At 68.8% G+C, this 25808-nt stretch carries 21 protein-coding genes; 6 read left to right on the plus strand and 15 right to left on the minus strand.

Annotated features, from left to right (window positions below; genetic code table 11):
* Positions 1-184: 184 nt before the first annotated feature.
* From E8A74_RS02485 to E8A74_RS02495, 3 genes are all read right to left on the minus strand, one after another.
* Entirely contained in the window at positions 185-1369 is a 1185-nt protein-coding gene (locus tag E8A74_RS02485; RefSeq protein ID WP_170228796.1) for an RCC1 domain-containing protein, read from the minus strand.
* Between the two features lie 38 nt (positions 1370-1407).
* Complete coding sequence (locus E8A74_RS02490) at positions 1408-2259, minus strand: hypothetical protein (protein WP_136927276.1); 852 nt, start codon at positions 2257-2259, stop codon at positions 1408-1410.
* A gap of 177 nt (positions 2260-2436) precedes the next feature.
* Positions 2437-5625, minus strand: coding sequence for a protein kinase domain-containing protein (locus E8A74_RS02495; protein ID WP_136927277.1), 3189 nt, complete (start codon positions 5623-5625; stop codon positions 2437-2439).
* A gap of 71 nt (positions 5626-5696) precedes the next feature.
* Here E8A74_RS02495 and E8A74_RS02500 point away from each other — a divergent pair, with 71 nt between their 5' ends.
* Positions 5697-6080, plus strand: a complete 384-nt coding sequence (locus E8A74_RS02500; RefSeq protein ID WP_136927278.1) for a Smr/MutS family protein — start codon at positions 5697-5699, stop codon at positions 6078-6080.
* Here E8A74_RS02500 and E8A74_RS02505 read toward each other — a convergent pair.
* Together E8A74_RS02505 and E8A74_RS02510 are read right to left on the minus strand one after the other, a co-directional pair.
* A complete protein-coding gene (locus tag E8A74_RS02505) occupies positions 6067-6951 on the minus strand; it encodes an endonuclease/exonuclease/phosphatase family protein (RefSeq protein ID WP_136927279.1) in 885 nt (294 codons plus the stop codon). The genes E8A74_RS02500 and E8A74_RS02505 overlap by 14 nt on opposite strands.
* A gap of 43 nt (positions 6952-6994) precedes the next feature.
* Positions 6995-8620 carry a PAS domain S-box protein gene (locus E8A74_RS02510; protein WP_136927280.1) on the minus strand — a complete coding sequence of 542 codons (1626 nt, stop codon included), beginning with the start codon at positions 8618-8620 and terminating at the stop codon, positions 6995-6997.
* Positions 8621-8861: 241 nt separating this feature from the next.
* Between E8A74_RS02510 and E8A74_RS02515 the strand changes: the two genes are divergently transcribed.
* Positions 8862-9812 (plus strand): DUF6882 domain-containing protein, encoded by a 951-nt coding sequence (locus E8A74_RS02515; RefSeq protein WP_136927281.1) that lies wholly within the window; start codon positions 8862-8864, stop codon positions 9810-9812.
* Positions 9813-9964: 152 nt separating this feature from the next.
* Here E8A74_RS02515 and E8A74_RS02520 read toward each other — a convergent pair whose 3' ends face one another.
* The 4 genes from E8A74_RS02520 to E8A74_RS02535 form a co-directional block, all read right to left on the minus strand.
* A complete protein-coding gene (locus E8A74_RS02520) occupies positions 9965-10309 on the minus strand; it encodes a hypothetical protein (RefSeq protein ID WP_136927282.1) in 345 nt (114 codons plus the stop codon).
* 163 nt (positions 10310-10472) lie between these two features.
* Positions 10473-11525 (minus strand): phospholipase D-like domain-containing protein, encoded by a 1053-nt coding sequence (locus tag E8A74_RS02525; RefSeq protein ID WP_170228797.1) that lies wholly within the window; start codon positions 11523-11525, stop codon positions 10473-10475.
* A gap of 136 nt (positions 11526-11661) precedes the next feature.
* A complete protein-coding gene (locus tag E8A74_RS51785; protein ID WP_170228798.1) occupies positions 11662-11856 on the minus strand; it encodes a hypothetical protein in 195 nt (64 codons plus the stop codon).
* A 206-nt stretch (positions 11857-12062) separates the two neighbouring features.
* Positions 12063-13394: an ATP phosphoribosyltransferase regulatory subunit gene (locus tag E8A74_RS02535; RefSeq protein ID WP_232379335.1), complete on the minus strand. Its 1332-nt coding sequence runs from the start codon at positions 13392-13394 to the stop codon at positions 12063-12065.
* Positions 13395-13626: 232 nt separating this feature from the next.
* Here E8A74_RS02535 and E8A74_RS02540 point away from each other — a divergent pair, with 232 nt between their 5' ends.
* Together E8A74_RS02540 and E8A74_RS02545 are read left to right on the plus strand one after the other, a co-directional pair.
* Positions 13627-14310: an RNA polymerase sigma factor gene (locus tag E8A74_RS02540; protein WP_136927285.1), complete on the plus strand. Its 684-nt coding sequence runs from the start codon at positions 13627-13629 to the stop codon at positions 14308-14310.
* A gap of 102 nt (positions 14311-14412) precedes the next feature.
* Positions 14413-15711: a hypothetical protein gene (locus E8A74_RS02545; protein ID WP_136927286.1), complete on the plus strand. Its 1299-nt coding sequence runs from the start codon at positions 14413-14415 to the stop codon at positions 15709-15711.
* On the opposite strand, the gene E8A74_RS02550 is transcribed toward E8A74_RS02545, so the two are convergent.
* Genes E8A74_RS02550 through E8A74_RS02565 form a run of 4 tightly spaced genes read right to left on the minus strand, consistent with a single transcriptional unit; the run spans position 15704 to position 20401 of the window.
* Complete coding sequence (locus E8A74_RS02550; RefSeq protein ID WP_232379336.1) at positions 15704-16345, minus strand: RluA family pseudouridine synthase; 642 nt, start codon at positions 16343-16345, stop codon at positions 15704-15706. The two genes, E8A74_RS02545 and E8A74_RS02550, sit on opposite strands and share 8 nt — an antisense overlap.
* A 10-nt stretch (positions 16346-16355) precedes the next feature.
* On the minus strand, positions 16356-17048 hold the full coding sequence (locus E8A74_RS02555) for an HAD family hydrolase (RefSeq protein WP_232379337.1): 693 nt from the start codon (positions 17046-17048) through the stop codon (positions 16356-16358).
* A gap of 54 nt (positions 17049-17102) precedes the next feature.
* The gene (locus tag E8A74_RS02560; RefSeq protein ID WP_136927289.1) at positions 17103-19385 is read right to left on the minus strand and encodes a sulfatase; all 2283 of its coding nucleotides are present in this window, start codon (positions 19383-19385) and stop codon (positions 17103-17105) included.
* Complete coding sequence (locus E8A74_RS02565) at positions 19382-20401, minus strand: tyrosine recombinase XerC (RefSeq protein WP_136927290.1); 1020 nt, start codon at positions 20399-20401, stop codon at positions 19382-19384. The genes E8A74_RS02560 and E8A74_RS02565 overlap by 4 nt, the downstream gene beginning before the upstream one ends.
* Before the next feature lie 148 nt (positions 20402-20549).
* Here E8A74_RS02565 and E8A74_RS02570 point away from each other — a divergent pair, with 148 nt between their 5' ends.
* Both E8A74_RS02570 and E8A74_RS02575 read left to right on the plus strand, forming a co-directional pair.
* Positions 20550-21443 carry a serine/threonine-protein kinase gene (locus E8A74_RS02570; protein ID WP_136927291.1) on the plus strand — a complete coding sequence of 298 codons (894 nt, stop codon included), beginning with the start codon at positions 20550-20552 and terminating at the stop codon, positions 21441-21443.
* Positions 21444-21449: 6 nt separating this feature from the next.
* Positions 21450-22718: a serine/threonine-protein kinase gene (locus tag E8A74_RS02575; protein ID WP_136927292.1), complete on the plus strand. Its 1269-nt coding sequence runs from the start codon at positions 21450-21452 to the stop codon at positions 22716-22718.
* A gap of 400 nt (positions 22719-23118) precedes the next feature.
* On the opposite strand, the gene gor is transcribed toward E8A74_RS02575, so the two are convergent.
* Both gor and E8A74_RS02585 read right to left on the minus strand, forming a co-directional pair.
* Positions 23119-24495: a glutathione-disulfide reductase gene (gene gor / locus E8A74_RS02580; protein ID WP_136927293.1), complete on the minus strand. Its 1377-nt coding sequence runs from the start codon at positions 24493-24495 to the stop codon at positions 23119-23121.
* A 131-nt stretch (positions 24496-24626) separates the two neighbouring features.
* A complete protein-coding gene (locus tag E8A74_RS02585; RefSeq protein ID WP_136927294.1) occupies positions 24627-25691 on the minus strand; it encodes an STAS domain-containing protein in 1065 nt (354 codons plus the stop codon).
* Positions 25692-25808 lie beyond the last annotated feature (117 nt).

Below are 25808 nucleotides of genomic sequence, written 5' to 3' on the forward strand. Positions count from 1 at the left end.
AGCATGGCTCATGCCACGCCATCAGGCCTCGCTTTTCGCGGCTTTTCGCGGCCGAATGGGCCACAGACGGAGAGATCTGCGGGTGGGCGCCTGCAGCGGTGATGGCCAGCGCCTGCAGCGCGGGATAGGGCAGGCTCATCCGATCAAATCACCGAGCCGCCCGCCCTCCGCACGTGCCTTCAAATCAGGGGAACACGACGTCGACCGGCGTGGAGCTGCTCCCCGACGCGGGCGCGCCATTGCCGAGCTGCCCGAGGCTGTCGCTGCCCCAGCATTTCACGCCCTCCTCGAAAAGAGCGCACGTGGAGATCTGGCCGCCGTCGATCTTGATCGCCCCCGCGGCGTTCGTGATCAGCGTGGGCGCGCTCCGGTTCGTCGTCGTGCCGTCCCCGAGCTGCCGCGAATCGTTCAAACCCCAGCAGAACACCTCGTTGTCGCTACGAATCGCGCAGGTATGGCTGTTACCCGCGCCGAGGTCCACGATGTCCGAGAGGCTCGAAACGAGCTCAGCCGAATACGCCACGCTCGCCGCCCCCGAGCCGAGGCCGAGCTGCCCGTAGTTGTTCGCGCCCCAGCATTTCACCTCGCCGCTGGAGAGCAATGCGCAGCCGTGGTTTTGCCCGCGCACCATCTTCACGGCGTCGTCGATCCCCGAGACCTCGACGGGCTCGTCCTGATTCGCGCTCGGGCTGCCGTTGCCGAGCTGGCCGGCCCAGTCGTCGCCCCAGCAAACCACCTTGCCCGTGGCGCGGAGCGCGCACGTCGAATACGCGCCGGCGTCGATCGCAATCGCATCGCCGAGGTTCGAGACCGTCACGGGCGACGTGGTGTACAAGTCCGCCAAGCCATGACCGAGCTGCCCGTAGTAGTTTTGCCCCCAGCAGACCACCCCGCCCGACGAAAGGAGGGCGCACGAATGCTCCCACCCCGTGGCGACCGCGACCGCGCCCGAGATTCCGGATACGGCCGTGGGCGTTTGCTTCGGGCTGTACCACGAGCCCGAGCCCGCTTTGTTGAAGCCGTTGTGGCCCCAGCAATACACCGAGCCGCCTTCCGTCGCCGCGCAGGCGTGCATGCCGTACGCGTCGACATCCGCGACATCGAGGAGGCTGCTCTGCGCGGGGGCCGCGCGGTTCGTCGTGTCACCGAGGCCGAGCTCGTAGTTCCCATTGTAGCCCCAGGCGTAGAGGTCCCCGCCGTCTGCAATCGTGAAGGCGTGCGAGTAGCCGACCTCGACCTTCTGGACGATGGTGATGGCCTGCGAGGCCTCGGCGGTCCGCCCCTCGGCCGGCGCGTCGATCGGACCGGCGCAGGCGGCGAGGAGCAAGGCAATGGGGGCGAATACCATGAAAGAGCGATGCATGGACATGGCGATGTCTCCTTTGGATCGATGTTTCACGGCGCGGTTCACTCCGGAATGACACAATCGTAACCGTACCAATCGTAATTCTTCACGCGCACACCAATGTGCTTGTTCCCCGACGAGCCGCATTGCGTGTAGCCGGCGAGGGCATTGTAGAAACACGCGGAGTTACAGTTCCCCACGATGTTGAGACTGCAATAGGGACTCGTGTCGCAGATGCGCTCATCGAGCAGTTGCTCCACGAGACACGATGTCGCCATGTTCGTGTAATAACAAACGTTGGCGACGAAGCCCGCCGCGAAGAGGTTTCCCCACGCGCGCGACTCCGGTACGGGGAACTCCGCGATCTGCGCCGACGTCGCGGTGAGCTCCGTGCGGGCTCCCTGGAGCAAAATGGGGACCTCGATTCCGTATCCATTGAGGTGCTCGAGCAGGCACGACGTGACCCACCACTGGTTGTCGCTGCTCAAGACCTGCGTCTTCCACTGGTCTGCGAGGCCGAGCCAGCCGTTGTACGTGGTGTTGGTAACCGGATCCGTCATCGAGGAGCCCTCGGGCAATGCGCACCGGGCGAGGTATTTGAGGGCCTGATCCCTGCACGTGCTCGAGACCAGGGACAGATGCGAATTTTCGGGGAGGGTGCTCTCCACCTGGTAGAGCGGCTTTTGCGCGTAGAGCCTGTAGGCCGCCTGGACGTTGGGGTTCCAGAAGCATCCGGGGCCGAAATTGTTGCTGCTTCCCGGCGGCCTGGGGTCGGGGTCGCCGGGGTCTTGCGTTTCCAGGCCGACGTCGAGATCATCGACGTTGAAGGGATTCTCCGCCTCGGGCGCCGCACAACCCGAAAAAACGACGCTGGCAGCAACCACGAACGAGAACAAGCAATACGATTTCAGCATGGGTATCTCCTCGCCAAGAAACGACGGGGAGAACGGATAGCACGACGCGTGCCACGTCACCCAGTCCGGCAGGAGCCCGGCTTTTTGTGGGTCCTCAGGCCCACGGCGGAGGCGTCTGCGGGGAGGTGCCTGCAGGCAGTGCAGGCCACGCCATGCAGTTTGTCCCTTGAACGATGTTCAAGGGAGGAGCGCGGCGCTCTCCTTCAGCTCCTCCTCGTACTTCCGCGCGAGGAGCGCGTTCTCCCGGAGCGCCGCGTCGAAGGCTTCCTTCGCGCGGCGCGCGGCCGCCACCCGTTCGCTCTCGACCTGCGACGCGCGCGCCTCCACGAGGTGGAGCTGCCCCATCGCTGCAAACGCAGTTGCCATGTGTGGATTCTTGGCGAGCGCCTTCTCCGCCATGCGGAGCCCCTCGGCGAGATCCTCCTGGAACCTCCGACCGGCCCTCGCCGACCATTGCGCGCGCAAACCATGCACCTCGCTCATGACCTGGTACGGCGTGGCTTGCTCCTTGGCCTCCTCCAGGACCGGGGCCATGATCATGAAAGCGGTATCGAAGCTCGCGGCGGCCGCGCTACCCCGTCGCAGCTCCGCGCGAAGGGTCACGATCTGGATGCGCGCGTCGAGGATGCGCAACGCCACGTTCGTTCCACCATTGATGGCCGCCGCGTCCCCCACCCACCGCCGTGCCTCCGCGAGGAGAGAGCTCGGATCAAGGCCCTCGCGCAGCCCGTGCTCCGCCTCCAACTGCCGGCACCTCGCCCCCTCGATCAGGAAAAACATATCCCGCGGGGAATCCCCCGCGAATCCACGAATGGCATCGATGGCGGCCTTCGTGAACCGCCGAGGGTCGCGGCCGAGGGCCAGCTCGTGTCCGCCGAGGATCCGATACGTGCGCGCCTTCCAGTAAGCCGTGCGCCACGGATCGACGGCGCTTCGTTTGTCGAAGGCAGCCAGGGCGTCGAGCGCGTCCTTCACGTGCGCGTCGGCGGCCTCCCCCCGTTCGAGGCTGGTGTCCACGAGCATCGCGAGCACCTCCACGATCATGAATGCCGGGAGCGAGAACCCGGGGTCCAGCGCGAGCGCACGCTCGAACTGTCGCCGCGCGTTCTCCAGCGCGCGTCTCGCATCCCGTCCTTTTCGCCGATCGATATCGGAGGCGAGGATGTATACCTGCCCGAGCTCGTTGTACGACCAGGTGAACAACGGATCCAGCTCCTGGACACGCAGGTAGGCCTGGATGACGTCCTCGATGGGGAGGTCCTGACCGCGGGTGTCCAAGAGCTTCGCGCGCTCGTGCAGCGCCGTTGCGAGCGCATATCGCGCCATCACATCCTGCGGGCGCGCGCGCAGAGCCTCCTTGGCAGCATCGACCGCGGCCTCGACGATGGCCTGCGCCGAATCCTTGGCGTTGCTGCTCGATACGGCATTGGCGCGCGCGATGAGGAACAACGCGCGTTGCACGAGTGATCTCCCGTCTCGGCGGCTCGCCTGCACGGCCCGATCACAAGCCTCGACGCCCGCCTCGAACGGGACCCGCCTGTCCGCATTGCTATTCAGCGCCGCCCACGCCGTCTTCTCCCACAACTCGCACGCTGCCCGGTGCACCTCCGGATCGCTCCGACCCATGTTCGCCGCGGCCGCGTAGGCCCGCGCTGCCGGCTCGAAATACGATTTCATCTTCTCGTGATCGAACGCCGCGTCGTGCCGATACTTGCTCCCCTCCGCGAAGAGCGCGTCCGCTTCGAGCTTCTTCGCCTCGTGCATCCAGGGCGCCTTCTCGAACGCCTCCCGCGCCTTCGCGGCGGCCTCCTCGTTTTTCCCCTCGTAGAGCGCGATGAGCCCCTCCGCATAGGCCGGCACCTCGATCCGCGCCCCCATCGCCGCCCGCAAATGCCCGAGCGCCGGGTCCCTGAGCTCCCGCGAAAGCTCCGCGACCTTCTTCTTCCGCTCCTCTTCGTTCGTGATCCGCCGCGTCTCGGCGAGCGCCCGCTGATAGATCTCGCCGATCGCCCGCCCGAGCGCATACCGCAGATCCGGCGACGAATACCCCGCCGCGATCGCCTCCTCCAGGTGCTCCCGCGCCCCCTCCGGATCCCCGAGCGCGAGGTGCCCCCGCCCGATCGCGTAATGCCCCGGCCCCTGCCCCACCTTCCCCGCGTCCGCCATTTGCTGCTCGATCTCCGCGAGCCGCACGCGCACCACGTCCCTCTCCCGCTCCACGTCGTGCAGCGGATACGCGTACGCCGCCCGCAGGAAAAGCTCCATTTCCTTCACGCCCTCGCCGAGCTCCCGCGCGAGCTCCGCCTGCTCCGCCGCCTGCCGTTGCGCCCGCACCCACACGCCCCCGAAGACCAGCGACGACACGGCCCCGAGCGTCAAGACCGACGCCAGAAGCTTGTGCTTGCGCGCTTTTTTCCAGAGCACGTATCCGATCGAGGCCCGCTTCGCCAGGATCGGCTCGCCGTCGAGGTAACGCTGCAAATCCTCCGCGAGTGCCCGCGCCGAATCGTATCGCCTCGAAGGATCCCGTTCGAGGCATTTCATCACGATCGTCGCGAGCTCCGACGGCACCCCCTTCTGCACCTTGCCAATCGTCGGCGCGTCCTCGTACGCCACCATCATCAAGAGCTTCCACGGGTGCTCCGCGACGAACGGCGGATGCCCCACGATCACGTCGTAGAGCGTCGCCCCCAGCGAATACACGTCCGAGCGACGATCCATCGCCCGCACGTCGCCCTTCGCCTGCTCCGGCGGCATGTACGCCGGCGTCCCGACCACCGCGCCCGTGCGGGTTTGTCCGCGGTCCGAGACCTCCCGCGCCAATCCGAAATCCATGATGTACGGCTTCAGCGAGCCGTCCTCGCGGCGCTCCACGAGGATGTTCCCCGGCTTGATGTCCCGATGAATGAGCCCGAGCCGGTGCGCCTCGTGCACCGCGGCCGTGATTTCAAGCATCAGCTTGACCCGCTGCTCCAGCGTCAGCCGATCCCGAAAGCGCGACAGCGGCTCGCCGTCGATGAATTGCATCGCGATGTACGGCTCGCCGTCCGCCTGTCCGGCCTCGTACACGCGGCATACGTGGTCGTGCTGGATACGCGCCTGCGCCCGCGCCTCGCCGAGGAATCGACGCCACAGATCCGGATCGTCGCCCTTCAAGAGCTTCAGCGCCACGGTCCGCCCGAGGCGCGGATCCATGGCGCGGTACACCGTGCCCATCCCGCCTTCGCCGACGAACGTGATGTCCTGGTATCGCTCCGAGAGCGAAGGCGGCACGCCCCGCCGCTCGGCCGGCGGCCCCGGCAAGACGAGCGGCACCGTCGACTCGTGCCCGATCTCCGCCTCTCGTCCGTCATCCGCCGCCGACATATCCCGGAAAGATACACGCGCGAAGCAAAGGCGGCCACGCCGGGTCCGCGGTGGTACTTTGCTCTCCGGCCATGCTCCGCGCCCTCCTCGAACACCTCGCGCGCCTCTTCGCCCCGGCAAAACCGAAAGAGCCGCCTGCGACCGAAGCGGCCGACGACGGCGAACCGTTGCCCGACCCCGACGCCATCGCCGTCCTTCCGATCGAAGACGCGATCGACCTGCACGGCTTTGCGCCCCGCGACATCCCCTCGGTCGTCGAGGAATACCTGCACGAGGCCCACGCGCGCGGTTTCCCCGAGGTGCGGCTCATCCACGGCCGCGGCAAAGGCGTGCAGCGGCGCGTCGTGCAATCGCTCCTCGCGCGCCACCCGCTCGTCGAATCGTTCCGGGACGCGCCGGCCACGCGCGGCGGCTGGGGCGCGACGATCGCGCGGCTCCGAATCAATCGATCTTGATCGTCACGCCCACGCCGAAATGGTCCGAGGCAAACGCCCGGCCTGCATACTGTGGCGGGCAGCCTGAAAGCTCGCCGAGCGGCGCGACGAGCTCCGTCACGATCTGCTCCGGCGTGGCGCGCCGCGACGTCCACACATAATCGATCAGCGCCCGCTCCGGGCCGCCCTCGTGAAACGCCCGCGCTACGTCGTTCTGCTCCGTGTCGTACGTCAAAAGGCCCGCGCGCGCCGTGTGATCCGTCAAGCTCTCGCCGAACCTCCGCGCGAGCCCCTCGTATTCGGTCGTCCCGCAAGGCACATTGAGATCCCCGCAGAGGACCGTGGGCACGCCGCTCGACACCGGCTCCCGCAACGCGTCGCAGAGCACCTCGACCTGGTTTTTTCGCACATGGAGGCATTCCTCCGGCGAGACCCGCCCGTCGTCCGCCTGCAAATGCGTGTTCACCAGGTAAAGCTCGCGCCCCCCGGGCAAACGTACCTCCGCGAGCGCGGCGCCCTTCCGCGCGAATCCATCCGCGCCCACGCCGCGCGGCAATCGCAAAAACCGCGCCTTCAGGGGAAACCGCGAGAGGATCACGAGGCCCGCGCCGACGAACGTCTTGTCGACTCCGTCGGGCCCCGGCGGATCGTGCCAGAGCTCGGAAAACCCCCCGGCCACGCGCAACGCTTCCAACCGCTCGTGCACCCCGCCCACGAAGTTCTCCTGGATGCACACGATGTCGAAGCGAGAGAGCGCCTCGACCACCGCCGGCGCCCCGAGGCGCTCGGGCCAGAAAGGCCGCCCCTCCAGAAAGTCTTCGAGGCTCTGCGGCGCGCCGAAGCAGTTCCAGGTCGCGAGGCGAACGGACAGGGGCCTTTGATCATCCACCATCGAGCCCGGATCCTAAATCAACACGCGCGCCCCGGCTGCCCCTTCATTTCCTGGAATGGACGTTTTTCCCGCGCTTTCGCTCGGAGAGCGCCCAGCGGATGCCCATCTCCAGCGTCGAGCGGGTCACGAGCGTGCCGAGATCGAGCCCGAGCCCGACGATCGTGTGCGCGACGTCCGGGCGCAGGCCCGTGAGCAGCACCTCCGCCCCGAGCAGCCGCGCCGCCTGCGTCGCCGCCACGAGCGCGCTCGCCACCTGCGCGTCCACGACGCCGACACCCGTCACGTCGAGGATCACCACCTCCGCCGCGTGCCGCACGATCCCTTCGAGCAGCGTCTCCAAGACCTGCCGCGCCCGCGCCGAATCGAGCACGCCCACGATGGGCATCGCGAGCACGCCGTGGCCAATCGGCACGAGCGGCGTCGAGAGCTCCCGCAGCGCCTCCGCCTGCCGCCGGATGAGCTCCGACGCCGCCCGCAGCTCGGTGATATCGCTCGCGAGCCCCACGACGCGCACGACCTGCCCCGACGCATCCTTCACTGGATACGCCCGATCCCGCACCCAGCGAATCGTGCCGTCCGGCCGCACCACGCGATAATCGATGTCGTATCGCCCGAGCTCCTGCAGCGGCATGGCTTCCACGACGACCGCGCGATCGTCGGGGTGAATTGCGTCGAGGAACTGGAACCGTCTTTCGTAGAGCTCCGACCTCTGCCGGCCCCATACGGTTTCATAAGCCGGGCTCACGTAGACGAGCGTGTTTCCATTCGCGTCCGTCATCCAGAAGACGTCGCTGATCGACTCGGCGAGGAGGCGGAACGTCTCTTCCCGCTCGGCGAGCGCGCGCGTGGCTTTTTGGGCCTCGGTGACGTCGCTGAGCGTCGCCACGTACTGCTCGACCACGTCGGCCTGGTCCCGCTGCACCATCACGCTGACCAGGAGCCACACGCGATCGCCGATCTTCGGCCGATCCACGCCGATGATCATGGGCGAGACGGCCTCCCCCTTTCCGAGGGCGCGCGCCATGGGGGATTGGTCGGGGGGCAGGGGTTTGCCGTCCTCGCTCAGCATCGCCCAGCCCGGATCGTTCGGGGCGCGGCCGTGCATCTGCGCCTCGGTCATGCCGAGCATTTCGAGCGCGCGGCGGTTGACGAAGCGCATGTCTCCCCGCGGCCCCCGGATGACGAGGCCGATCTGAAGGTTCCGGAGCAGCACGTCGAAGCGCGACTCCATGGCCGTGAGATCCCGCGTCCTGCGGGCCACGGTGTCCTCGAGCTCGCGCCAGCGCGCCGACGTGTCGGTCATGTCGCGGCCGAGCGACACGACGAACGACACGCTGCCATCCGCGCCGCGCACCGGCGTGTAGCTCGTGTCGATGTAGGCGACTGCCCCCGCGCTGCCGCGGATCTTGTGCACCACCTGCACGATCTCGCCGCTCGAAAACGCGCGCTCCACGCACTGCTCGATGCTCGCCGCCCGGTCCCCATAAAGATCCCGCGGCGACTTGCCCACGAGCCCCTCCGCATCCCACCCGAGCAGCCCACACGCCGCCGGGTTCGCATAGACGAACCGACGCGCCGTGTCGTAGACCACGCAGACATCCCTCGACTGCGCGAAATAAGAAGGCGCATCGAACGGGAGCGAGGCGGAAACGATTGGAGGGGTGACCATGGGCCTGATCTTCGCAGGATCGCGCAACCCACGTGCGCAACGCAACAAGGATCCGAAGTCCTCGACAGGACACGGGATCTCGCCGCTCCGCCTGGGGCATCACGTTCTAGCGCGGAGGGCAGGCTGGCGCACCTCGACCGGGGCGTTCGTCGGGCAAGCAAAAACCAGCGCGTGACAAACGTGGGGATCCGTTGAAAATGGTGGGTGAGCGCGGCAAGCTCCGCGCTGCCCTCGAGGCACGATGAGCAAGGCGCGCGCAGGATCCAAGCCGATGCGGACGAAAAAGGCCGCCGCAAAGCCGACGAAGGTCGCCCCGAAGACGACCTCGAAGGCCGTCGCGAAAAGGCCCAAGGAGGGGCCCGCCCTCGCGCCGCCCGCGCCCCCGATGCCCGAGGTCCGACCCGCGCGCACCGAGCGTCCGCCCGCCGCGGACCCGCCGCTCGTCACGAAGTGGGCCGAGCGCGGGGCCGCGCTCCTCCGGGAGCTCGCGGCGCACGGCGCCGAGGATCACGAGTATCGCGTGGACCTGAAAGACGGACGTTTCGTGTGGCTCGACCCGCGCGGACGCGTCTCGGCCGAGGCCCGCGCGCGCGCGCTCCTGAGCTACGCGCCCACGACGTCCTCGCTGACGATGGCCTGGGCCGATCCGCTCCTGCGCGCGGCTTCCGTGCGCCCGATCGAGCGGATGCCCACGGAGCAGGACGACGTCGACGAAGAAGGGGCCTGGCACGTGGCGATCGCCGCGGCTGAGGCCTCGGGCGCCGAATGGCTGTATCGCGTGGCCGCGCCGCACACGTGGTACTTCCTCGCGCTCACGGACCTCTCGTTCCAGCCGATCAGCCCCTCGTTCACGCCGGGCTCGCCCGCGGGCCTCGTGCTCCTGGAGATCGAAGCGAGCCGCAAGGCGATCCGCTCGGGCGCCGAGCCCGCCGTCGTCGTGCGCGAGCGCCTCGCCCGCGTGGGCAGCGCGCTCCTGCACGAGGCCGAATACGCCTACCGCAGCACCGACTGGGTTTCGCGGCTGGCGCGGACGGGCAAACGGCTGGAGAAGCTCGCGGGCAAGGTGCCTGTGCCCTCGTTCGAGGCGGTCGCGAAGAGCGCCTCGTCGTCGGAATGGCTGGCGCCGGACCTCGCAGGCAGCCTGGATGAGGCGTTAGGGCTGCTCGAAGACGAGTGGCGGTTGTTCGTGTAGGAGAACGGGAACTCGCTGATGGCCGAGAACGAGCTGAGTGGATCACTCGGATCGACGTCGACCGTCCCGTGAACACCTCGCTCGACGCGCGTCGAGGCATCACGAAAGAGGGAGTGAAAACGCCAAGCGATACGAGGCGGCAGGGAACTCTTTCATTTCGTCGAAGCGGACGGGGGCGCGGGCGCGTGGGTGGGACCGGCGTCGGCAGGAGAGGCCGGGGCCGGGTCGATCAACTCACACGCGGCGAAGTCGTATTTTTCATTGACGTCGCAGGATATCGTATTGTCATGACAGCATTCGGCGCAGCTATAACGCGCCTCGCGCCGGAAGCAGCTATAGAAGCACTCGTGTGATGGCTTCTTGCAATGTTCCTGGACCTTCAGCGGCTTCTTCGCCTCATCTTCACTTCGGTCGCGCTCCGGCCTGTACGGGCCGCAGCCTGGGCGCGTACTTCCGAGAGAAGCCAGGAACACGAGCGCGAGCAAGACCTTCTTCATGAAGACCTCCAGGCTCGAATGTAGGAGGGTTGCATGCGTCCGCTCCTCCTTACCGGGGCACCAGAAGAAGCTGTAATGTTCGCCTGCCGTGCACGCTTTCTCGGCATCGTTGCAGCAAGTGGTGCATGCTTCACGGTCCGCGGCGGCCGGCGACGCGTCTCCTTCAGCCGGGCGCCACGATTTGCGTACGTGCCGCGACTTCGAAGGCGCCCTTCAGCGCCGCAAAATCCTGATCCTGAAGGGTGTGGCTTTGCTGGATGAAACCATGAAACCAGTTTGGGCGGGCCCCTGCACGCAGCGGTGCCAAGACTTGCTTCGTCGTCAGCCCCCCGGTCAGGACAGCGAAGGGATGAATCTTGACCCGCCATGGGAAAACGCCCCGCGGATCCGATGACCAGAGCGGCGTATCGTCGTGGTAAGGTTCCTCGACGAACATCCCAAAGGCCGCGAGCCCTCGCCCTCCGGTCACGTGCATGAAGAAGACATCACCACGCGAGTATGCGCGGATCTCCTGCTCGCGCATACGCCCCCATACGCCGTGCTGCATACACGTGGCGAAGTTCTCCGGGGAGACGACGAGCAGCCACCGCTGATTGGACTTCTGGGCGCGATACGCGCCGACCAGCAGCGACTCGGCAACGACCATCTGCTGGGCGTTCTCGACGACCGTAGGGTACCGCTGCACCGCCCGCAAGTTGCGCTGTAGCTCTTGATAACGCTGCTCGAAATCATCGGAAAGCGCCGTGGCGAACTCCGAATCGAAGAGGGCTCGAAAAAGGTCCGTTGCGTCACGGATCTCGGGGGCGTCTGCAGGGCCCTCCAGGCGCACGTTGGCCTCGATGTTCCCAGCGAGCCCGCCGAAGGTAAAATTCGACGACCCCACATAAACGACGCGTGAAGCATCCTTGTCGAGAACGTACAACTTGGGATGAAACACTCGATTTCTGCCAATCGAGTGATAAACGCGGCAATCCGCTCGCTCGGTCCGGCCAAGCCGTCTGAGGAGCGTGAGCTCCGTCAATGCAAAATCCGTCCCTGCGAGGAGCTTCAGCGAACGACCGGTTCTGCAAAACCCTTCGACGTCGACCGCTTCGAGCGCGGATTCCTTCGCGAATGCCACAGCGACGGACATGGAGCGCGCGGCCTTGAGATCCTCGATGAGCGATTTCCCGAACTCCTTGGCATCACCCAGCACACGTGCCGCGGCCGCACCCATGAGATCACCTTCCTTTCGGGAAGGACACCAGCGGGTGTCCATGCCGGCTCGAGAGCGGGGCGACGATCGGGCGAGGGCTGGGCGAGGTTTTCATTGGACGAACGCCCGCAACCTAACACGACCTCCACCCCACGCGTCATGAAGATGTGGACATGGCGTCCGCGAGGTCCGGGAAGGCGTCCGCGAGGTCCGGGAAGGCGTCCGCGAGGTCCGGGAAGGCGTCCGCGAGGTCCGGGAAGGCGTCCACGCGGTTGGAGAAGGCGTCCGCGAGGTCCGGGAAGGCGTCCACGCGGTTGGAGAGGGCGTCCACGAGGTCCGGGAAGGCGTCCACGCGGTTGGAGAGGGCGTCCGCGAGGTTCCGGGAAGGCGTCCACGCGGTTGGAGAGGGCGTCCGCGAGGTCCGGGAAGGCGTCCACGAGGTTCGGGAAGGCGTCCACGAGGTTCGGGAAGGCGTCCACGAGGTTCGAGAGGGCGTCCACGAGGTTCGGGAAGGCGCCCACGAGGTCCGGGAAGGCGTCGACACGGTGAGCGAACACGTCAAGCGATGCCTGCCCCTTCGCAGATCCCCCGCACGATCGCCGCGTCACCCGCGCCGGGCGCGATCTCCACTGCCGCCTCGGGGTTGTCCGTCCTGAGGATTCGCAGCCCCCCCTCGCTCCCCGCGACCACCACGTGCGAAAACCGGTGCGCCGCTGCATATCGCAGGACGTCCGCCCCCGGCGCGCGCCACGCCGTCGCGATGCCTCGGGCCCGGAGCGCCGACGCCAGCGCTTCGCCCGGCGGATCCGCGGACACGAGCACCCGGAGGGGCCGCTCCTCCCGCACGCCCGCGGCTTCCCGCGCCCGCGCAATCGCGTCGAGGTGCAAGCCAAAGCCCACCGCCTGCATGGGCAAACCAAAACGTTCGAGCAAATCGTCGTATCGACCGCCCGCCCCCACGGGCTCACCCGGCCCCGGCGCGAGCACGTGGAAAATCGGCCCCGTGTAATATGCGAAGCCCCGCACCTCGCCGAGATCGAGCCGCAAGACATCGCCGAGCCCGGCTGCGGACGTGCTCGGCCCGCGCGCCGTCTCCCATAACGCCCGAAGCTCGCGCAGCGGCCCCTCCGCCCCCGTCCCCACGAAGAGTTTTTCCGCGCGGGAGAGAATCTCCTCGCCCGGCCGATCCTCCGCCCCGCCCGCGAGCTCCGGCAGCGCCACGAGCGCCTCCGCCACGCGCTTCGGCACCCCGGCCGCTTCCCGGCCCGAAAGCAGCGCGAGCAGCCGCGACGCGTCCTTTTGCGCCAGCGCGTCCGTCACCTCCACGTCGAGCGGCGACGGCACCACGTCGACCAGGGCGCGCGCGATGAGCGCGTGACCGAGGTCGATCACGAACGACCCGAGGCCCACGGCCTGCGTCACCGACGCAAGGAGCCGCAGCGCTTCGAGGTCGCCCTCGGGCGAAGGCGCGCCGTAGAGCTCCACCCCGGCCTGCGGGATTTGCCGGTGTTTTTTGGCCCGACCTTGGCGGCGCCGGACGATCGTCCCTTCGTAGCAGAGCCGGATCGGCGCGGGCTCCGCGGCGAGGCGCGTGGCCACCATCCGCGCGATCTGCGGCGTCATGTCGGGACGGAGCGCGCACACCTCGCCGCTCTCCGGCTCCACGAAGCGAAGCACGTCGCCGGGATCGAGGGCCCCGAGGCCCTTTTCCAGCACCTCGGCCAGCTCGAACGCCGGCGGCGTCACGAGGTCGTAACCGTGCAGGGCGAAATGGTCGAGGAGGGTCCGGGCGAGCGCGCGCCGTCTCCTCGTCTCGTCCGGTAAGAGATCGCGCATCCCGGCGGGCAGCGGATGCGAGAGCGCCTTGGGCGGAGTGCCAGAACGGTCCACGCCGGGCTTATACCGCGGCTGGGCAATCCGTGCGCATCGTTTCTGCCCTCGCTGCGATGGCTCACGCGCCCCGCGAGGCGCGGAGGCACATCCCTCACGCCCCGACGTGCCAGCGGCGCCAGCCATTCGCGCGGATCCCGACCTGCCATGCCTGGCAGATGACTTGCTAACTCCGACCACCTGCCAGGCGCGCCCACGAAGTGCCGGGAAAGCGCTGGTGATGGAGGCTCTCATGGCCGTCCAGGCCGTCACGACGACGCGTACCTCCGCGGCACCGCCCGCGCCTGCCGGGGCAGAGGCCCGGCTCAGCGAGCTCATCGAGCGCGTCAAGAATGGCGACACCGTGGCGCTCGACGCGCTCACGCGTGCCATCCGGCCGCACGTGGAGCGGCAGCTCGCTCGGTATCCCGTCTCGGACGAAGACAGGCTCGATCTCGTTCAATCGACGCTCCTCCAGGTCATCCGACGAATTCGCTCCTTCCGCGGCGATTCGAGCTTCACGACGTGGCTCTTCCGGGTCACGGCGAACGAAGCTCTGATGCTGATGCGCTCCCAAAGGCGTCAGCGGGCGCGGTTCGTCGGCGGCCTCGACCTCGAGGACCTCAGCGTTCTGCCCACGATGCGCGCCCCGGCGCTCGAAGACGACGCGGCGAGCGTGGCTGAGCGCGAGCGTTTCGTCCGGCTCGCCCTGGGCGAGTTGCCAAACGACTATCGGGACGTGGTGATGGCGCATTACCACGAGGATCTCGGGCTCCAAGAAATCGCCCAGAAGCTCATGGTCAGCGAGAGCGCCGTCCGTTCGCGCCTGCACCGCGCACGCCTGCGCCTGCGCGCCATTTTGAACGCGACGCCATACGGCCGTGAGCTTCAAGCGGGATTCGGCCCGGTCGAGCGCCGGGGAACGACGGCCGGGTGACGCCGCACCCACCCCCCGTGCGGCCTCCCGTACGCAGCGCGTGACACGGTTTTGCCATCGACGAACCCTGTTCGGCGTGGAAAACGGTGGTAAGGTCCGACCATGCGCCCTTGCGTCTTGCTTTCGCTCCTCGCCTCGACCGCCGCCACCATGGTCATTGCATGTGCCACCTCGAACGGGGGCAGCTCCTCGTGGGACCCTCCGGGGCAAGGGGGAACCGGCGGCACCGGCGGCGCCGGCGGGACCGCGGGCACGGGCGCGGGAGGCTCGGCGGGCGAGGGCGGGCTCTTCCAGGACGACGGGGGGACGGGCACGGACGCGCCGCCCCTCTCGGATGACGCCGCGTGCGCGTCGACGGCGTCCGAGGCGACCGTCGAGAAGCTCCCCGTCGACATCATCTGGGTCGTCGACAATTCGTCGAGCATGCAGCCCGCGATCACCGAGATCAAGAAGGGCCTCAATGCGTTCGCCTCGCTGATCGCCGCGAAGAACCTGGACTACAAGGTCATCATGCTCTCGCTCCGGAACAAGACGAGTCCGGTGCAGGTCGGCGGCAGCACGCGGTATCCGATCTGCATTCCCGCGCCGCTCGCCGGCAACGACAGTTGCGGCAATGGTCCGCGCTTCTTCCATTCGAGCGTGGACATCCGCAGCGTGCAGCCGCTCGAACAGTTCCTCGGAACGCTCGGACAAACGGACGGCTACAAGCTCGGCGACGAGCGGGGCGGCGAGCCCTGGAAGCAGGAGCTCCGGCCGCAGGCGACGAAGACGATCGTCATCGTGTCGGACGACAACTCGCGCCTTTCGGCGACGAATTTCGAGTCGTTCGCGGGCGGGAAGAACCCGGCGAACTCGCTGACGCTCCCGCCGGGGATCCTGAGCCCGTCCTGGAACGGGCTCTTCACCGATTACGTGTTCAGCGGCATCTACGGCTGGGGCTCGACCTCGAATCCGAATACGATTTGCGAGTATTCGGACGGCAGCGCGCCGCCGAGCTCGGGCCCGACGTACACGACGCTCGTGCAAAAGACGGGCGGCGTGCGGGCGCAGCTCTGCGACGGCAGCGCCGCCTGGCAGCCGTTCTTCGACGCGGTGGCCCAGGCCGTGGACCAGACCGCGAAGCTCTCGTGCGAGCTCACGATCCCGAAGCCGCCCACGGGCGAGGACCTCGATCCGGAGCTCGTGAACGTGGCGCTTTCGAGCGGCGGCGCGCCGACGTACCTGCCGCGGGTGAACGGCGCGGCGGCCTGCAGCGGCGGCGGCTGGTATTACGACGACCCCGCGGCGCCGCAGAAGGTCATCCTCTGCGAGACCTCGTGCGACCAGGCCCAGGCCTTGGTCGGCGAGGACAAGACCGGGAAGATCGAGGTCTTCTTCGGCTGCCAGTCGATCATCAAATGACCACGCCGATCCGCTCGAACGGCGCCCGGAGATCCTCCGGCAGCGCCGCTTCGAACGTGATCGGCTTGCCCTCCCACGGGTGCACGAAGCCGAGCGACCGCGCATGCAGCGCGAGCCGCGCGAGGCCAAAGCGCTCCCGATACTCGCGGTTCAGCGCGCCCTTGCCATAATTCGCGTCCCCGATCAGCGGGTGGCTGATGTGCTTCATGTGCCGCCGCACCTGGTGCAGCCGCCCCGAATGCGGCTCCGCGTCGACGAGCGAGAGGTGATCGCCCCGCCAAACCCTGCGGAACGAGGTCGAGGCGGGCACGCGTGGCCCGCCCTCGCGTCGGGGGATGGGGTGGTCGATGGTGCCGGCCTCGGGGGCGACGCCGCGGACGAGCGCGAGGTAATGCTTTTCGACGCGGCCCTCCTCGAACATCTCGCAAAAGACGCGGGCGCTCTCGGGGGCGAGCGCGAAGACGAGGACGCCGCTCGTGGCGCGGTCGAGGCGGTGGACCGGAAAGACCTTCTGCCCGAGGAGATCGCGCACCTCGTGCATCGCGGTCCGCTCATCGTCGGCCCAGCCGGGGTGGACGGCGAGGCCGGAGGGTTTGTCGACGACGACGAATCGTTCGTCCCGATGCAGGATCACGAGCAAGGACTTAGCGCAGCTTGATCCTCGTCGTCGGCTCGCGCCAGCGCTGCACGATGCCGGGCAGCATCGAGAGATCCCGCACGGTCACGTCCGGCCCCGCCTGGATCAACGCCTCGGCCGTGGAGAAGCCGGACTCGACGCCCACGGCCCAGGTGCCTGCGTTTCGTGCACAAAGGATGTCCTGGATGCCGTCGCCGACCATCACCACCGCCGCCGGCATCGAGCCGAGCTGCTTCGCCGCAAGCAGGAGCGGCGCCGCGTCGGGCTTGCGCTCCTTCGTGTCACCGCCGGCCACGACCGCGCCGAACCGATCCTCGATGCCGAGCGCGCGCAGCACGACGTCGGTCGTCGCGCGGTGCTTGTTCGTGCAGATGCCGAGCGACATGTTCTCCATCGCGGAGAGGGCCTCGATCGTCTCGAGCGCGCCTTTCGCCCAGCGCGTGAAGTCGAGCGGGTGCTCCCTGTAGTAGTCGAGGAAGAGACGGATGAGCTCGTCGGTCTCCGGCGCGTCTTCCGGGATCTTCGCGGCCCTCGCGCAGAGCGCGCGCGGGCCGTCGCCGACCAGCCGCACGATCACCTGCGCAGGCTGCGGGTTGCGCCCCGTCGTGAGCAGCGCGTGGTTCAGCGCGGCCACGATGTCGCCACGGCTGTCGAGCAGCGTCCCGTCGAGATCGAATACGACCGCTGTGGGGGGAAGCACGGGGTTCATCCTAGGCGATCGTCGGCCGGAACTGGAAGGGCTTGAACGACGAACTCACTTCCGCGGGCCCGTCACGCGGATCTCCCGGAGGCGCGCGCGCAGGGCCGCGTAGCGCTCCTCCATGCCCTGGCGCGTGTCGGGCGAACGCCAGAGGTCTTTCTTTTCCTCGGGATCCTGGCCGAGATCGTAGAGCTCGTAGCCCGCGTTGTTCGAGACGATCAGCTTGAGGTCGCCGTGGATCAACGCACGGCGCGCGTCGTTGTAGGGGCCGGCTGGCATGTCGATGACGACGTCACGCGCGGCCGGCGTCTGCCCCTCGGGCAAGAACACGTCGGACAGGAGCGAGGTGCCCGAGAGGAAGTCCGGGCCCTCGGCGCCGGGCTTCGGAGGCTCGATGCGGAAGAGATCGAGCACCGTGGGCGTGACGTCGATGGTGCTCCGGCGCGCCTCGATCCGCGCAGGCTTCGCGCCCGGGACGTGCACGACGAGCGGGACGCGCACGAGCGGCTCCCACAACTCGAAGCCGTGGCGGAACATCTTGTGCTCGCCGAACGCCTCGCCGTGATCACTCGTCACGACGATCGCCGTGCGCTTGCCCCAGGGCGCCGCGCGGATCCCGTCGAGGAGGCGGCCGATGTGTTTGTCCGTGAACGCGACCTCGCCGTCGTAGAGCGCGCGCTGGCCCGCGCCGAAGTTCGGCACGTCGTCGTGGCGCAGGTAGTCGGCGTGCGGGTCGAGGTAGTGCACCCACAGGAAGAAGCGTCCCTGCGTGTTCTCCGGCTTCGCGAGCTGCGCGAGCGCCGCGTCCGTGAGCGCGTCGCTCGACTTCATGTCGGCCACGTCCCAGGGCGCGTTCTCGGGCGGCGCGGCCGAGAGATCGACCACGTCGAACCCGGCGTCGAGGCCGCCGAACTTGCCGAAGTAGCGGTGCGCATGCACGCCCATCGTGCGGACGCCCGCGCGCGAGAGGCGCTCGGCGAGGAAGGTCTCGGTGTCCTCGAACTTGTTGAAGTGCCCCCAGTTGCGCTGCGTCTCGCTGCCGTACTTGCCGAGGAGCATCGGGCCGACGCTCTTGCCCGTGTACGAGGCGAGCGAGTAGGCCCGGAGAAACACCGCGCTCTCGGCGGCGAGTTTGTCGAGGTTCGGCGAGACGGGCTGCGGATACCCGGCGTACCCGAGGTCGGCGCGCAGCGTGTCCACCGTGATGAGCACGACGTTGAGGTCGGCGGGGACGTCGGCGCTCTTCGGCGCGGGCGCTTGCGCCGAAGCGGCAGGCGCGAGCGCGGCGAGCACCTCGGCGCGCAGGTCCGAGCCCGAGCAATCCTCGTCGACGCCGTTGTCGGGGATCTCCACGCCGAGCGGCCCGACCGACGCGTCTCCCTCGCGGCAATCCCCGCCGCCGAAGAGCGCGCTCGCGCCGTCGTGATCCCGATCCGCGAGCTTGCGCATCACCGCGAGCGAGAGCTTGCCGAGCGGCGCATCCCGCTCGATCGCCTGCGCCACCGGCGCGCCCTCGCCCCCGAGCGAGACCGCCGTCCGCGGCGTGAAGAGGACCGGCGCGACCGCGAAGAGCGCCGCGACGAGCGCCCTGCGCGGCGAGGCGAGCGCCGACGAGAGAAACGCGGCGAACGCGATGAGCGCGAGCATCCCGACCGCACGCAGATCGAGCTCGGGGCGCTTGAGCACGCCGTAGATCCCGAAGAGCCCGCCCTCGCCGCTCGGCCCGCCGGTCGCGACGCCGAGGCCGAGGAGCAGGCCCACGACCACGAGCGCGGCGAAGGCCGTCTTCGCGGGATCGACGAACGCGGGCCGGCCCTCGCTCGCCGTCGCCAGCGCTTGCCGCAGCGCCGGCGTGAGCGCGAGCGAGAGCAGCGCCGCGAGCAGGCCGACGACGAGCGTGCCCGTCGCGATGGCGAGCCCCGCGAGCGGCGCCGCGACGTCGAGCGCGAGCAGCGCCCGTGCGAGCTGCGCGGAGAGCGTCATCCACAGGAACGCGGCCACGATCGCGAGCGGCACGAACGCGGCCACGTCCGCGGGCCGGCCTTTCGCGCGCGCGCGGAGCGACGCCACGGCCGACGCGGGCGTCGGCGCCGCGTCCGGGAAGAGGAGCACGAGCGACGTCGCCACGACGAGCCCCACGAGGAGCGCGATGGGCGCGACGAGCCCCGCGTCCGCGACGAAGATCGCGAACGCCTTGGCGGCGTCGACGCGCTCCTCCTCGCCGCCGCGCGTATACGCGGCGTCGAGCGCGGCGGCGGCGAGCCCCGCGATGGATGCGCCCATCGCCCCGCGGGCGATCCGGCTCGCCCAAGCTCGAACGTAGAGCGCGGTCTTCATCCCTTGGTTCGCGCGCGCGGCGCGCGGGGCGGCGCGACCTCCGGGCCGGCCGTCTTCGTGGGGCTCCTCCGCGCGAGCGGGTGCGCCGCGTCGTACACCTTCGTCAGGTGATCGATCGAGACGTGCGCGTACCTCTGCGTCGTCGACAGGCTCGCGTGCCCGAGCATCTTCTGGATCGCGCGCAGATCCGCGCCGCCGTCGAGCAGATGCGTCGCGAACGTGTGCCGGAGCGCGTGCGGGTGCAGGTCCGCGCGGCCCGCGCCGAGCGCGCCGTACCGATGCACGAGGTGCTGCACCTGCCGCACGCTGATGCGCCGACCGAGCCTCGACACGAAGAGCGCTCGCTCGTCGAGCGCGCCCGTCTTCGGGTTCCGAAGCTCCTCCCGCCGCCCGAGCCATCGCGTGATCGCGCCGCACGCGAGCGAGCCCACCGGCACGATCCGCTCCTTGCTCCCCTTGCCGAGCACACGCGCGCGTCCACCGTCCGCCGTGATCTCCACGTCGCCGACGTCGAGCCCCACGAGCTCCGACACGCGGAGCCCCGACGCGTACAGCACCTCCAAGATCGCCCGATCCCGCTGCCCTTCCGCCGTCGCCTCGTCGGGCGCCTCGACGACCTCCGCTGCGGCGTCCGCGTTGACGAACGTGGGCATCGGCCGCCGCACCTTCGGCAGCTCGAGCTCGGCTGCGGGGTTCTTCTCGATCTCCCCGCGCCGTTCGAGCCACCGCAGGAAGGCCCGCACGGCGGCGATCTTCCTGCCGATCGACGGCGGCGCGTGCGTTCGGGCGAGCTGCCCGAGGAACCCTCGCAACACGAACACGTCGAGATCCCCGGGCCCCCGCACGCGCCCGCGCCGCTCCTGCACGTGGGCGATGAGCTGGGCAAGGTCTCGACGGTACGCGGCGACGGTATGGGGCGATGCTCGGCGTTCCTCGCCGAGATGGCGTACGAACCGCGCCACGGCCTCTTCGAGGCCCGCGCCCTTCGCGGCGTTCTCCGGGACCGCGCTCTTCACGGCCCTTCCCGTAGCATCGCCCCCCGCCCCCGGGCAAAGAGAGCGTCGACCGAGGGCGCCCGCGTCGATCGACCGGACCGGACCGGGGGCCTCTGCGAAAAGATGCCTTCCGTGGGAGGGACCAGGTAGATTGCTCCCCGGGGAACCTATGGAAGGCGAGACGCTCGAGGGCCGCTACCAGCTCGGGGAGGAGCTCGGACGCGGGCGTCATGGCGTCGTGTACAGGGCGAACGACCTGCAAACCGGCACCGAGGTCGCCGTCAAACGGCTGCGCACGCAGGCCCAGGACGACCCGCAGCTCCCCGCGCGCCTCTTCCGCGAAGCCCAATCCCTCGCGTCGCTCTGGGGCACGAGCGTCGTGCGCGTCCACGCCTTCGGCACCGACCCCGACGGCGCCTTGTTCCTGGTCACGGAGCTGCTCGAAGGCGAGAGCTTCGAGGCGCACCTCGCGGACCTGGAGCTCTTCGGCGATCGTTTGAGCTCCTATAACCTGCTCACGCTCCTCGACCCGATCGCGCGCGCGCTCCACACCGCGCACGCACAAGGCATCATCCACCGCGACGTCAAACCCGCGAACCTCTTCCTCATCTCGCCCGAGCAGGGCGGCGGCGTGCGCATCCTGGACTTCGGCCTCGCCCAGGTCCTCGGCTTCGAGGCGCTCATGGCCGAGAACACCCCAGGCGGCTCGCCGAGCTACGTCGCGCCCGAGGCCTTTCGCGGCGAGCCGCTCGATCATCGCGCCGACGTCTATGCCTTCGGCGCCGTCGTCTTCCGCGCGCTCGCCGGCCGGACGCCGTTCCAGGGCGACACCCTCGCGGATCTCGCCCTCGCCGTGACGACCGCGCCGCGCCCCGAGCTCTCCCCGCTACGGCCCGACCTCGCCCCCGAGATCGACGCGTGGGCCGCGCGCGCGCTCGCGGCCGATCCCAACCAGCGGTACGCGTACATCCCCACGTTGTGGAACGACCTCATCCGCGTGATGATGAACGGCAAAGGCCCGAGCGCCGATCGGGTGCGACAAACCTTCCGCCTACCCGGCTAGCCCTGCATGTCGCCTACCCACGAGAGCGCGCAGTCCATCGAGATCGACGACGAGGCCGAGGCCGAACAACCGGCCGACGTCGACCAGGCCAACGAGGAGGCCCACCAAAAAGCGCTCGAACGCGCGCGGGACCTGATTGGCCAGACGATCTCGGAGCGCTACCGGATCATCGACCTCCTGGCGATGGGCGGCATGGGCGCTGTCTACCTCGGCGAGCACGTGCTCATGCACAAGCGCATCGCCGTGAAGATCCTGCACCCCGAGAGCGACGACAACCCCGAGATCGTGGCGCGCTTCGAGCGTGAAGCCCTCGTCGGCGCGCACATCGACAACCCGAACATCGCCCACGCGACGGACTTCGGGAAGCTCGACGACGGCTCGTACTTCCTGATCCTCGAGTACGTCGAGGGGAAGAACCTCGCCGAGGTGATCCGCGAGGGACCGATGAAGCCGCGCACCGTCGTGCACGTCGCGCGGCAGATCCTGCTCGGCCTGCAAGCCGCGCACGAGCTCGGCATCGTGCACCGCGACCTGAAGCCGCGAAACGTGATGCTCGAATCTGGCTTCGTGGCGAAGCTCATCGATTTCGGCTTCGCGAAGGTCTCCGTCGGCAAGCTCCCGCTCACGGTGCCCAAGGAGGGCCGGCCGCCGTCACGCCTCACCGGCGTCGGCGTGATCTTCGGGACGATCAACTACCTCGCGCCCGAGGCGGCGCACGGCATGGACGCGGTCGACGAGCGCGCGGACCTCTATGCGCTCGGCGTGATGATGTACGAGATGCTGACGGGCAAACACCCGTTCGATTCGACCGATCCGGTCGAGATGTTTTCGCATCACCGCACGACCCCGCCGCCGCGTTTTTCCGTGCGCGCGCCGGACGTGACGATTCCCGCCGAACTCGAGCCGCTCGTGGGCAGGCTGCTCGAAAAGGACCCGTACGAGCGATTCCAGAATGCGGCCGCGGCGATCGAGGCGCTGGACGCGCTTTCGATTTCGAGCGAGCCCGTCGAAGAAGCGGCCGTTCGTTCGAGGAAGATCACGCCGCCGCCGCCCTCGGTCTCGACGCGCCCCCCGGAGCAATCGAGCGCCAATACAGAGCCGGCGAAGGTGGCTGAAGCAGCGCCTGCGAGCGCGGTGCGCAAGAAGAAGAAAAAGGCGCGGGCCGACGAGCTCGCGCGGCGCGCCGCCGAAAAGAAGCCGAGCGCCATCAATTACACGCTCGCCGTCATTGCGATCGTGGCCGTGGCCGCGGCGGCGTTTTTCGCGTCGCGCTGAGCGGTCTACCCCGCGAATTCAACTCGAAGCGACGTCCCGCCGCTGCACGAGTGGATCCGGGTCACCCGCAGGGGCAGCGTCCTCCCACGAAGCCCTGCCCCCTGTCGCCCGCAACACCTCCCACCCACCCCTCGCTGGTGACCCGCATCAGCGACAAGGGGGCGAGGCGACCCCTTGCGGCTGACCCGTGGCAGCCCGAACGCAGTCGCCTCCGGGTCGTAGCCCCTCCCGGTCTTCCTCAAGAACCGCCGTCCTATGCCCCGAGGCAGTCCTCATCAGGCGCAGCACGTGGCCCCTGCCCCTCTCGCCTGCGCCTCGTCATCCGCTCGCGGAGACCGCCCCCGTTGCATGCGAATACGCCTCGACCGAAGCCATCCGACGGATCCCAACAGGGGTAGGCTCAATCGCCCGACATCGGCCCCGGATCCGGGATCGGGTCGCGCATCGTGACGAACTCCTCCGCGGCCGTCGGGTGAATGCCGACCGTCGCGTCGAATTGCGCCTTCGTCGCGCCGCATTGGATCGCAATGGCCACGCCTTGGATGATCTCCGGCGCGTCCGCGCCGACCATGTGCGCGCCCACCACCTTCTGCGTCGCCCGGTCCACGATGAGCTTCATCATCGTGCGCTCATCCCGCCCCGAGAGCGTGTGCTTCATCGGCCGGAAGCGCGCGCGGTAGACGTCGACCTTGCCATACCGCCGCCGCGCCTCGTGCTCCGGCAGGCCCACCGTGGCCGCCGGCGGCTGCGAGAATACCGCGCTCGGCACGTCCTCGTGGTTCATGGCGGTCGGGCGGTCCCGGAAAAGCGTCTCCGCCACGGCGCGCGCCTCCGCGATGGCCACCGGCGTGAGGTTGATCCGATCCGTCACGTCCCCGACCGCGAAGATGTTCTGCACGCTCGTCCGCGAGTATCCGTCGACCTTGATCGCCCGCACCTCGTCGAGGGCCACGCCGACCTCCTCCAGCCCGAGCCCGTCCGTGTTCGGCGCGCGCCCCGTCGCGAACAGGACCACGTCCGTCTCCAGGATCTCGCCGCCTGCGAGGCGCACGGACAGGCTGTCGCCGTCCTTCGCCACGCTCCGGAGGATCGTCTCGCGCAGGATCCGGATGCCGCGCTTCTGCATGCCTTCGGCCACGGACTCGCGCACGTCTTGATCGAAGCCGCGCAGCACGTTGTCGCCGCGCAGGGCGAGCGTCACCTCCGCGCCCGCGGCGCGCCAGATGCCGGCGAACTCCACGCCGATGTAGCCGCCGCCCACGACGAGCGCGCGGCGCGGCACGTACGGCAGATCGAGCGCCTCGTCCGAGGAGATGCCGAGCTCCTTGCCCGGGATGTCGGGCCGCACGGGCCGGCTGCCCGTCGCGAGGAGCAGGTGCCGCGCCGTGTAGCGCTTGCCCGCGACCTCGACCGTGTGGGGATCCACGACCCGCGCATGCCCCTCGATCGTCGTAACGCCCGCGTCGCGCAGCATGCGCACGTAGATGCCGTTCAGCCGATCGAGCTCGCGCTCCTTCGCCTCGACGAGCTTCGCCCAGTCGAGCTTCGCCTCGCCGAACGTCCAGCCGAAGCCACGCGCGTCTTCGAGCTCCTCGGCCACGTGCGCGCCGTAGACGAGCAGCTTCTTCGGCACGCAGCCGCGCAGGACGCAGGTGCCGCCCACGCGGCGCGCCTCGCAGATCGCCACGCGTGCGCCGTACGACGCCGATCTGCGGCTCCCCGCCACGCCGCCCGAGCCTGCGCCGATGGTGAAGAGATCGAAGTCGAACGTGGTCATCGCGGGGCCTCCTCGGCGGGAGTATGCGGGAGGATGGGCGAACGCGCGATGGGGTTTGGGGCGTAGCTCGGCTCGTCCGAGCGTAGCCCCAACGTCGGCAGGGGGTTTGGGGCGTAGCTCGACGCGGGCCCTTACTTGCGGCCCCTCTCGGTCGAACGCATGCAGCGCCGGAGCGCCTCGCGCAGCGTCGCGAGCGTGATGATTTTCGTGAGATCGATCCCGATCTGCACCATCGTCTGCGCGACCGCGGGGCGAATGCCCGTGATGATGCACTTCGCGCCGAGCAGCTCGGTCGCGCGCACGAGCTTGCCGATGTGGTCGGCCGTCGCGGTATCCACGATGTCGACGCCCGTGAGGTCGATGATCGCGTACGTCGCGCCCTTTTGCGTGATCGTGTGGAGCAGCCGCTCCATCATCTCGGCGGCGCGCTGGCTGTCGACCACGCCCATGAGCGGGAGCGAAAGCACGCCGTCCCATACCTCGATGATCGGCGTCGAGAGCGCCCGGATCGCCTCTTCTTGCCGCGCGATGAGCTCGAGTTTTTCGCGCAGCTCGCGCTCGGCCGCGGCGCGCTCGTCGACCTCCTTGCGCACGCGTTCGAGCGCCACCGCGAGGTCCGCCTTCGTGGCCTGGTCCGATTCAAAGAGCGCGTCGAGCCGATCTTCGAGGCTCCTTTCCGAAGGTCGCACGACGAACTCGTCGTACGCGTCGCCCCGGGCCGCAAAAGCCGTCTGCTCGGCCCAGCACGACGGCACGCTGAAATAGCGCTGAAATATCCCGGCGAACTTGCCTCCCACGTAGGCGGAGCCCCAATGGGCCTCGATCGCGCGCTGCGCCATGGATTCCCAGCTATTGTGGACCCGGACATGTGCCTCGTGGGCTTTCGCGTCGACGGAGACGAGCTCCCAGCGCCCCCAGCCCGCCGCCGCCGCGACCGCCGCGAGCGCCGCAAAGCCCTCCTCGAATGTGGGCTGCGAACAAATGAGGGCCCAATCTCCGTCCGTGCTGTCGCGCCCGCCGCCGTGGAGCGCGAGCCGGAATCGCTCGGTGCCGACCATCCGGTGAAAACCGGACAAAAGGCCTGCGACGGACGACTCGGTCCACATCGTCACAGCGGGAGAGCCGCCCCAGGTGCACACACCTTTCTCGGCGTCCCACTCGACGTCGATCCCCCCGATACGCACCTTGTCGCCCATCGTTCGGCCCCACCTCGCAATGACGAGGGAGCGTATCGCCGGCGCCGCGATCAAGCCAGCGAAATAAAGGGTGCAGCCATAGCGTAGCGCCCTGCCGCGCACCCCATGAGCGACAAC

Source organism: Polyangium fumosum, from assembly GCF_005144585.1.
Classification (GTDB): Bacteria; Myxococcota_A; Polyangia; order Polyangiales; family Polyangiaceae; genus Polyangium; species Polyangium fumosum.

Coding starts and splice junctions, on each gene's coding strand:
- E8A74_RS02485 (WP_170228796.1), bottom strand. CDS start 1,369: ATGTCCATGCATCGCTCTTTCATGGTATTCGCCCCCATTGCCTTGCTC.
- E8A74_RS02490 (WP_136927276.1), bottom strand. CDS start 2,259: ATGCTGAAATCGTATTGCTTGTTCTCGTTCGTGGTTGCTGCCAGCGTC.
- E8A74_RS02495 (WP_136927277.1), bottom strand. CDS start 5,625: ATGTCGGCGGCGGATGACGGACGAGAGGCGGAGATCGGGCACGAGTCG.
- E8A74_RS02500 (WP_136927278.1), top strand. CDS start 5,697: ATGCTCCGCGCCCTCCTCGAACACCTCGCGCGCCTCTTCGCCCCGGCA.
- E8A74_RS02505 (WP_136927279.1), bottom strand. CDS start 6,951: ATGGTGGATGATCAAAGGCCCCTGTCCGTTCGCCTCGCGACCTGGAAC.
- E8A74_RS02510 (WP_136927280.1), bottom strand. CDS start 8,620: ATGGTCACCCCTCCAATCGTTTCCGCCTCGCTCCCGTTCGATGCGCCT.
- E8A74_RS02515 (WP_136927281.1), top strand. CDS start 8,862: ATGAGCAAGGCGCGCGCAGGATCCAAGCCGATGCGGACGAAAAAGGCC.
- E8A74_RS02520 (WP_136927282.1), bottom strand. CDS start 10,309: ATGAAGAAGGTCTTGCTCGCGCTCGTGTTCCTGGCTTCTCTCGGAAGT.
- E8A74_RS02525 (WP_170228797.1), bottom strand. CDS start 11,525: ATGGGTGCGGCCGCGGCACGTGTGCTGGGTGATGCCAAGGAGTTCGGG.
- E8A74_RS02540 (WP_136927285.1), top strand. CDS start 13,627: ATGGCCGTCCAGGCCGTCACGACGACGCGTACCTCCGCGGCACCGCCC.
- E8A74_RS02545 (WP_136927286.1), top strand. CDS start 14,413: ATGCGCCCTTGCGTCTTGCTTTCGCTCCTCGCCTCGACCGCCGCCACC.
- E8A74_RS02560 (WP_136927289.1), bottom strand. CDS start 19,385: ATGAAGACCGCGCTCTACGTTCGAGCTTGGGCGAGCCGGATCGCCCGC.
- E8A74_RS02570 (WP_136927291.1), top strand. CDS start 20,550: ATGGAAGGCGAGACGCTCGAGGGCCGCTACCAGCTCGGGGAGGAGCTC.
- E8A74_RS02575 (WP_136927292.1), top strand. CDS start 21,450: ATGTCGCCTACCCACGAGAGCGCGCAGTCCATCGAGATCGACGACGAG.
- gor (WP_136927293.1), bottom strand. CDS start 24,495: ATGACCACGTTCGACTTCGATCTCTTCACCATCGGCGCAGGCTCGGGC.
- E8A74_RS02585 (WP_136927294.1), bottom strand. CDS start 25,691: ATGGGCGACAAGGTGCGTATCGGGGGGATCGACGTCGAGTGGGACGCC.